This window comes from Geobacillus zalihae NBRC 101842, assembly GCF_001544135.1.
GTDB lineage: Bacteria > Bacillota > Bacilli > Bacillales > Anoxybacillaceae > Geobacillus > Geobacillus zalihae.
Window position 1 is genome coordinate 1 of the sequence record NZ_BCPV01000099.1, and the last position, 7,231, is coordinate 7,231.

Here is a 7,231-nt window from a genome sequence, read left to right on the forward strand (position 1 = left end):
TTGCGTTCCCATCCGTCCTACGGAAAATACTTGCGCCAGTTGAAGGATGGAACGCTTCGCATCGACAAGCAGGCGGTTCGTGAAGCGGAAAAGTATGACGGCAAATATCTCATCCGAACATCCGACGATACCTTGTCTGCGGAAGATGTCGCCATCGGGTATAAGCAGCTGGTGGATATCGAGCAGGCCTTTCGGACGTTGAAATCGACACTTGAGCTGCGTCCCATGTATCATCGCTTGGAAGACCGCATCCGGGCGCATGTGCTGCTCAGTTGGCTGGCTCTCTTGTTAGTTCGGATCGTAGAGATCCGGACTCATGAATCGTGGCCGAAAGTAAGGGATGAATGTGAGCGTCTTATGCTTGGACATTTTTCTTCCAAAAACGGCGACCTTTATCAACGAACCGAGCTGACGGCCAAACAAGCGCAACTCTTTACGGCTCTAGGGCTGGAGCCTCCTCCGAAGATCCTAGGCATCCATCCTCGCGCCTAGATACACGCCCGAAGTGTGCCCAAATGCCTCTCGTCCCTTTTGTATCAAGGGGCGAGAGGCATTTTGTTTGCCTAGTCACTGTCGAACTCGGGTAAAATTAACAACGAATGATAAAGAAGCCATTGCCTTCTTTAAAGGAGCAATGGCAAACAAACTCCAACAACAATCGTTAGCTGAATTTCTTTACACTCCTAACTGTCCGATGAAAAAAGATTTTTTAATTCATGATCTTCGTTTCATACAATAACAAAAGAGCCTTGGAAAAAGTTAAATACAATTAACAAAATATATTGTTTTTTGCAGAGGAGGACATAACCCACAACGAGGGGCTGTACATTGACAGAATGGTATATGGAAATAACACAATTGTATTTGGATCTAACTCTAGTGGCAGATTTATTTTGGTTCGCTATGAATCCGAGAATAATCTGCCACTTTTATATATACAAAGTGATTACATAATATAAAATTCATAATCAAGTCTATACCTACAACTGGACTGCGACGCTCAAGCAATACCACATCACGCCATACCCCATTTAACTTTCCTATACGTTGTCGGATACCAACTTCACGAAATCCAACACTTTGATGTAAACGTAAACTTGGTATGTTTTCAGGGAAAATCCCTGCTGTTAATGTCCAAAATCCTTTTGCCTCGGATTCTTTGATCATAGCTTGTAGAAGTTTTTTTCCCACTCCTTTTCCTCGACTCACATCTCGAACATACACACTCACCTCTCCCACCCCTTCATACACGCAGCGATCCGATACTTTACTTATCTTACACCAGCCTTGAATGCCTTCTTCGTTTTCAGCGACCAAACATAAATTTGCGGCAATGGTCGATTCCCATTTTTCAAACGATGGTGCTGTCGTTTCAAACGTTGCTTGTCCTGTCGCAATTCCTTGCTCGTAAATTTCCTTCACTTGCATCCAATCCTCTTTGCGAAAGCTACGAATGTTCATATGAAAAATCCCTCCTTATTTTCATACAGAAAAGGTCCATGGGCAACGTTTTGCCCTCCACTCGGGCATGAAAATCACCACTCACCAACGTGGGATTTTCACGGAAAAGGCACTAGGAATCGCCTAATGCCTTTTCCATGTAACATTAGCAACACTCACGCTTTTCTTCCCCAACGAGTTCCGATCTGTTACACCACATTTTTTAAGGTTTCATTGCTTTAATGATCGCAGAAACAATGTAATCCTCGATGTTCGCTCCAGGCACCCAATCTTTGATAAACTCCTTCGATTCATCTTTTGGTTCAATGGTGATCTGTGTGAATCCACTCTGTTGTAACATGGATTCCAGTTCACCAATCGATGCTGCTCCTGATACGCAGCCCGAATACAAGACATCCATATTGTTTTTGATTTCCGATGGAAGTTCTGCCGTCGCCACAACGTCGGAAATGACAAGGCGCCCTCCTGGTTTCAGCACACGATAGGCTTCCTTGAACACCTGGGGCTTATCTGGAGAAAGATTAATGACGCAATTGGAAATAATGACATCCACCGAACCATCTGCCACCGGTAAATATTCGATTTCTCCTAACCGAAATTCAGTATTGGTAAAGCCACCCTTGGCAGCATTGTTGCGTGCTTTGCTGATCATTTCTGGTGTCATATCCACACCAATGACGCGCCCGGTTTCTCCGACCTGACGAGCAGCCAAAAAGCAATCGAAACCGGCACCACAACCAAGATCCAACACCACATCTCCGGGGTTCAATTCCGCAATTGCTAGCGGGTTGCCGCAACCAAGTCCAAGATTAGCTCCTTCTGGCACGGCAGATAATTCCTCATCCGAGTATCCTAGTTTTGCTGATACCTCATTAGGTGTACCACAACATCCGGAAGAGTCTGAACAACAGCTTCTAGAATTTACTTCCTGCAGCGCAATTTGCTTATAGCGGCTGCGGACATTTTGCCGGATTTGATCGTTATTAACGTGATTCATAAGTTATCACTCCTTAAATGATATAGAATAAAAATCCTGATAACGTTGCCATCGTCATGACAGAACCTACAAACGCAAAGACCAGCTTCTTTCTAAAGATACTGTGTAATCATGTGATCTCCGGTAAGCTTGCCCCTGCTGAGCTAACCATCGGCGCCATAACAGGTCCTAATGCCATGCCTTTTGCAATCAACATTTGTGAAATGGGAATCATCGTGAAAAGGCGGATATACAAAGGAATTCCGATGATTGCTGCAAGTGGAACAAGCCACCACTTATCACCCCCCATATAGGTTGAAATCCATTCTGTCAGTACAGCACCATGAATAATGGCTTCAATGCCTGCACCCAAAAGCAAATATGGATAAACCGTTTTTATTAAGTGAAAGGTCTCCTGTAAAGCTTCTCTCATGTTTCGTTTCTTTCCGATCTCTACTTCTCCTTTTTTTACTCCGAGTGTCGCAGCCATGAGTGTCAATATGATTGGATCGAGCACAGGAGAATCAAAGAGAAAAATCATCACAATACCGAAACGGACCTTCTGGTTTAAAAGCGATACGACAACTGGGATCGTAGAACATGAGCAAAACGCAAACGCGACAGCAACCAATGCTCCGAATAACGGATGGCGCTTTGTTAACAAACTTTGCATTTTATCATAAGGAATATATCCTTACTGAAAAGTGAATGACGAACGAAATAGCCAAAAACAAAAGAGTTAATTCTAACGCAATATAAGAGAAAGTCTTGAAAAATCGCTATGCTCATTGATTATCTCTCCTTATTTTATTTGCAAATTACAACTATATGTTTAACAAACAGGCAAGCCTAGATATACTTGCCTCAAAATAACGGTTTACAACATACACTTGATTTTGCCATACACTCATTCAACAATTTAATCGAACGAATCACGGTTTCTTTCTCAAATTCCGTCATATGTGAAAACACTTCTTCTAGATATCTATTTATTTCTCGATCAATGGTTGTTGCGATAAACTTTCCTTCGGTGGTTAACGATAACGTGTATACTCTTCGATCTTCAGGAAGCGGCGTTTTTTTTACTAATCCCTTTTTCACTAAATTTTGAATCTGTCTGCTGAACGTGGTAATATCCATTCCTAATGCTTCAGCCACTTGTTGCATGGAGGGATGTTCTCTTTTGTCAATTTCATAAAGAATATGGCTTTGAACGAGAGAAATATCTACATCATCAATCGAACAGCAATTTTTATTTAGCAATCCAAAACGACGTGTCATCACTTGAAACAACTCTCTAATGTTTTCCATTTTTTCACCTCTATAATTATTTATATCACATTATTTGCATATTGCAACTTTTTAATTTAGAAAATAGAATAAAATTTCACCAATTTTTATCATGATTTCCCCTCCTGTAAAATCAGCCGAGAAGATTCTTCTCGGCTGTCATTTTGTCTTATTCGCCTGTTTCAGCAAATTTTTTGATGCGCGCGCCGATTTCATCGCGAACACGACGGAATACAGCTAATTTTTCCTCCTCCGTTCCTTCCGCCTTTGCCGGATCATCAAATCCCCAATGAACACGTTTCACATTTGGTGGGGTTACTGGACAATGGTCCGCTGCATGACCACATAATGTTACTACCAAATCCGCTTTATTTAAAATTTCCGGATCAATGATATCCGATGTCTGGTTCGAAATATCAATTCCTACTTCTTTCATGACTTTTACCGCGTTTGGATTTAGTCCATGCGCTTCAATACCGGCGCTGTACACTTCCCACTCGTCGCCAAGATATTTTTTTGCCCATCCTTCTGCCATTTGGCTGCGGCAAGAGTTACCTGTGCATAAGAAGTAAATGATCTTTTTGTTTTTCATGTTTCCTTCCACCTCTGTTGTTAGTATGATACTGATTCTGTTTTAAAGTATTTTCGTTGAAACCATAGTGCCACGTTGACTAACGCAATCATGACAGGCACTTCCACCAGTGGTCCAATAACAGCTGCAAATGCTGCACCAGAATGGATCCCAAACACGCCAACAGCTACGGCAATCGCTAACTCAAAGTTATTACTGCCGGCTGTAAAGGCAAGTGTTGTGGTTACAGGGTAGCTCGCTCCAAATTTCCTCCCTAAGAAGAAGGAAACGAAGAACATCAACACAAAGTAAATCAACAATGGAATGGCAACTCTCACTACATCCAACGGCAAGCTTACAATGACGTCTCCTTTTAAAGAGAACATGACGATAATCGTAAACAACAAAGAAATCAATGTAATCGGGCTGATTTTTGGAATAAATACTTTTTCATACCATTGTCTGCCCTTTGCTTTTACCAACAAAAAGCGCGTCAACATTCCGCCAAGAAACGGAATTCCTAAGTAAATGAACACCGACTTAGCGACTTCCATCATTGTAATATTAACGACAGCACCTTCTAGTCCTAACCATTCTGGAATGATCGTCACAAACACATACGCATAAACAGAGTAAAATAGCATTTGGAATACAGAGTTAAACGCCACCAATCCAGCTGCGTACTCCCTGTCTCCTTTCGCTAAATCATTCCAGACAATCACCATCGCAATACAACGTGCCAGACCGATTAGGATGAGTCCGACCATGTATTCCGGTTTATCCGGTAAGAATATGATCGCCAACAAAAACATAAGAATCGGTCCAATAATCCAGTTTTGTACGAGCGATAACACTAATACTTTCACATCTTTAAAGACGCGCCCAATCTCCTCATAACGAACTTTTGCTAACGGAGGATACATCATTAAAATTAAGCCAATCGCAATTGGAATTGATGTGGTCCCTACCTGCAAACTGTTCATTCCGTCTACAAAGCCTGGAAAGACAAATCCTAAGCCAATTCCTGCTGCCATAGCAAGGAAAATCCAAAGCGTGAGGTATCGATCCAAAAACGATAGACGTTTTTTCCCCGTATTATTCATTTTTTCCCCCCTAATAATTTAAATTAGTAGATTAGTAGGTTAACAACCGCAACGGAGCGTAGGGTTGGTTTCCTCAATCTTACGAATATTCTCTGTTTGATCTGGAATATGTTGCAGAATATCTTGGATGAAATCATATAACTCATTTTGTGAATTGAGGGAATAATAAATCCACTGTCCCCTCTTATCTTCTTTTACTAATCCTGCATCTTTTAACTTGCGAAGATGCTGACTAATAGCCGGCTGACTCATGTCAAACACCTCAAGAAGCTCGCATACACAACACTCACGTTGTTTTAAAATTGCCATGATCGTTAAACGTGTTTTATCACCAAGCAACTTTAAAACGTGTGATGCTTTTTCTATTTCCACTACTGTCTTTTGCATGGAAACACCTCCTATTCTTTTATGATTATATAGTTATTTACTTATATATATGAGCGAAAATGAAATATGATACTCCTAAATCCCTTTATTTGCAATTTTGTTCCTCTCACACTAAATAATGATGTCACATCTTTCATATCCACGAAATGGATATGGTAGTATAACCATACTTACTCTTCCCTTTAATAAGTATATAACTACATACTTATATAAAACAAGAGAAAAAAACGACTTTAACATAATCTTTACAAATTCAAACGAAAGTGTGAAATTCGGAAGTAAACTTGCCTTATCTCGTCTCCATTTGTTGTTATTCTTCAGAACGAGAGATTCTCCTCCTCGTCATAAATTTCTTTTATTTGTTTCGGTTCGTTTGTTAACTCCATTTCAAATCCTTATTTATTTGATAAGTAAAAAAGACTAACGACTCGAGTCGTTAGCTAACACTGTTTCGTCAACTGAATTCAGGATTTGTTCTAATTTGGTTCGGATCGCGTTTTTAAGCATGGATCTTAAATTTTTTTTATACTTCTTCTTAGTCAATGGACAAATATATTCTCCATCATCAATAACCTCGTTTTTTAACTCTCCATCTTCATTGAAAAACAACGTATATATTTCGTTGATTAGTTTATTTTCTTGCTGTATGTAGTTTATTGTTTCACTTTTGTATCCCTTGATCACTTTTTCGAAAATCATTTTAAAATCTTCAATAGACATCTCTTTCTTTAATTTGCGTTCCATTGTTTTTGGTGTTTCATTACTACTTTCTTGTTGATTTTTCTTTTCTAATTCTTGATACATCTCATCCATTTGCTCATATAAACCGATTAAAAAAGCATTTTCTTCTTCCAGTTTTTGAACTTTAACCGTTAATTCAGTGATTTGCTCGTAAACCAAGTTCAACTCATCCTGCATATTAATGAGTTGATTTTCTAATTGATTCTTCTCCTCCATGAGCTGTTTCATTAATTCTTCCGAGTGAGTGCTATCACCTTTAACTTCTTCAGAATCCAATTTATTATGCTTTTCACGATGGTCATTCGCCAACATTGAAAAAGAGTTTTCTACATACCATTCATAAACTCCCATTACTTCAGGCAAACCTGGTCTCTGTTCTTCAATAAACTCGAATAAATCATCGTGATAAATTCGCCAACCCTCCTTTCGATTTGCCGAACGTTCTGCTTTAATCTTTCCTTCTCTGATCCAACGAGTAACCATTTGAATTGAGTCAGTAATGTAATATTCCTGAAGTATTTTTAGTGCTTGGTGAACATTATATACTTCCATCTCCTTCTCCCCCGCTCAAAATTATTTAAAATAAAAATATGTTGGTAATGTTATACCTATGACATTACCTAAGTAATTTTAGGAAAATAAGAAATGCTTGGCTTTAAGCGCCAAGCATTTTTATTAAAATCCCATTTAATTAATTAAGAT

7 protein-coding genes and 2 pseudogenes are annotated in these 7,231 nt (G+C 39.5%); 1 reads left to right on the top strand and 8 read right to left on the bottom strand.

Going from position 1 to position 7,231, the window contains the following annotated elements; genetic code table 11:
* The coding region (locus GZ1_RS16940; RefSeq protein ID WP_157074395.1) for an IS1634 family transposase at positions 1-492 on the top strand (492 nt) is incomplete at its 5' end.
* A gap of 480 nt (positions 493-972) precedes the next feature.
* Here the strand turns inward: GZ1_RS16940 and GZ1_RS16945 are convergent.
* From GZ1_RS16945 to GZ1_RS16980, 8 genes and pseudogenes are all read right to left on the bottom strand, one after another.
* Positions 973-1,461: pseudogene (locus GZ1_RS16945) on the bottom strand (GNAT family N-acetyltransferase); the annotation flags it as partial.
* 202 nt (positions 1,462-1,663) lie between these two features.
* Positions 1,664-2,458, bottom strand: a complete 795-nt coding sequence (locus tag GZ1_RS16950; RefSeq protein ID WP_011230096.1) for an arsenite methyltransferase — start codon at positions 2,456-2,458, stop codon at positions 1,664-1,666.
* 13 nt (positions 2,459-2,471) lie between these two features.
* Positions 2,472-3,192 (bottom strand): annotated as a pseudogene (locus GZ1_RS16955) (permease).
* A 109-nt stretch (positions 3,193-3,301) separates the two neighbouring features.
* A complete protein-coding gene (locus GZ1_RS16960) occupies positions 3,302-3,748 on the bottom strand; it encodes a MarR family winged helix-turn-helix transcriptional regulator (protein ID WP_011230094.1) in 447 nt (148 codons plus the stop codon).
* 148 nt (positions 3,749-3,896) lie between these two features.
* Complete coding sequence (gene arsC / locus GZ1_RS16965) at positions 3,897-4,319, bottom strand: arsenate reductase (thioredoxin) (RefSeq protein ID WP_011230093.1); 423 nt, start codon at positions 4,317-4,319, stop codon at positions 3,897-3,899.
* 20 nt (positions 4,320-4,339) lie between these two features.
* On the bottom strand, positions 4,340-5,401 hold the full coding sequence (gene arsB / locus GZ1_RS16970) for an ACR3 family arsenite efflux transporter (RefSeq protein WP_020279843.1): 1,062 nt from the start codon (positions 5,399-5,401) through the stop codon (positions 4,340-4,342).
* 39 nt (positions 5,402-5,440) lie between these two features.
* Positions 5,441-5,788 carry an ArsR/SmtB family transcription factor gene (locus tag GZ1_RS16975; RefSeq protein WP_011230091.1) on the bottom strand — a complete coding sequence of 116 codons (348 nt, stop codon included), beginning with the start codon at positions 5,786-5,788 and terminating at the stop codon, positions 5,441-5,443.
* A gap of 420 nt (positions 5,789-6,208) precedes the next feature.
* The gene (locus GZ1_RS16980; protein ID WP_011230090.1) at positions 6,209-7,081 is read right to left on the bottom strand and encodes a DNA-binding protein; all 873 of its coding nucleotides are present in this window, start codon (positions 7,079-7,081) and stop codon (positions 6,209-6,211) included.
* Positions 7,082-7,231: the final 150 nt, after the last annotated feature.

Bases quoted from the DNA above. Each gene is read 5' to 3' on its own strand.
- arsB (WP_020279843.1), bottom strand. From the start codon at position 5,401: ATGAATAATACGGGGAAAAAACGTCTATCGTTTTTGGATCGATACCTC.
- GZ1_RS16975 (WP_011230091.1), bottom strand. From the start codon at position 5,788: ATGCAAAAGACAGTAGTGGAAATAGAAAAAGCATCACACGTTTTAAAG.
- arsC (WP_011230093.1), bottom strand. From the start codon at position 4,319: ATGAAAAACAAAAAGATCATTTACTTCTTATGCACAGGTAACTCTTGC.
- GZ1_RS16960 (WP_011230094.1), bottom strand. From the start codon at position 3,748: ATGGAAAACATTAGAGAGTTGTTTCAAGTGATGACACGTCGTTTTGGA.
- GZ1_RS16950 (WP_011230096.1), bottom strand. From the start codon at position 2,458: ATGAATCACGTTAATAACGATCAAATCCGGCAAAATGTCCGCAGCCGC.
- GZ1_RS16980 (WP_011230090.1), bottom strand. From the start codon at position 7,081: ATGGAAGTATATAATGTTCACCAAGCACTAAAAATACTTCAGGAATAT.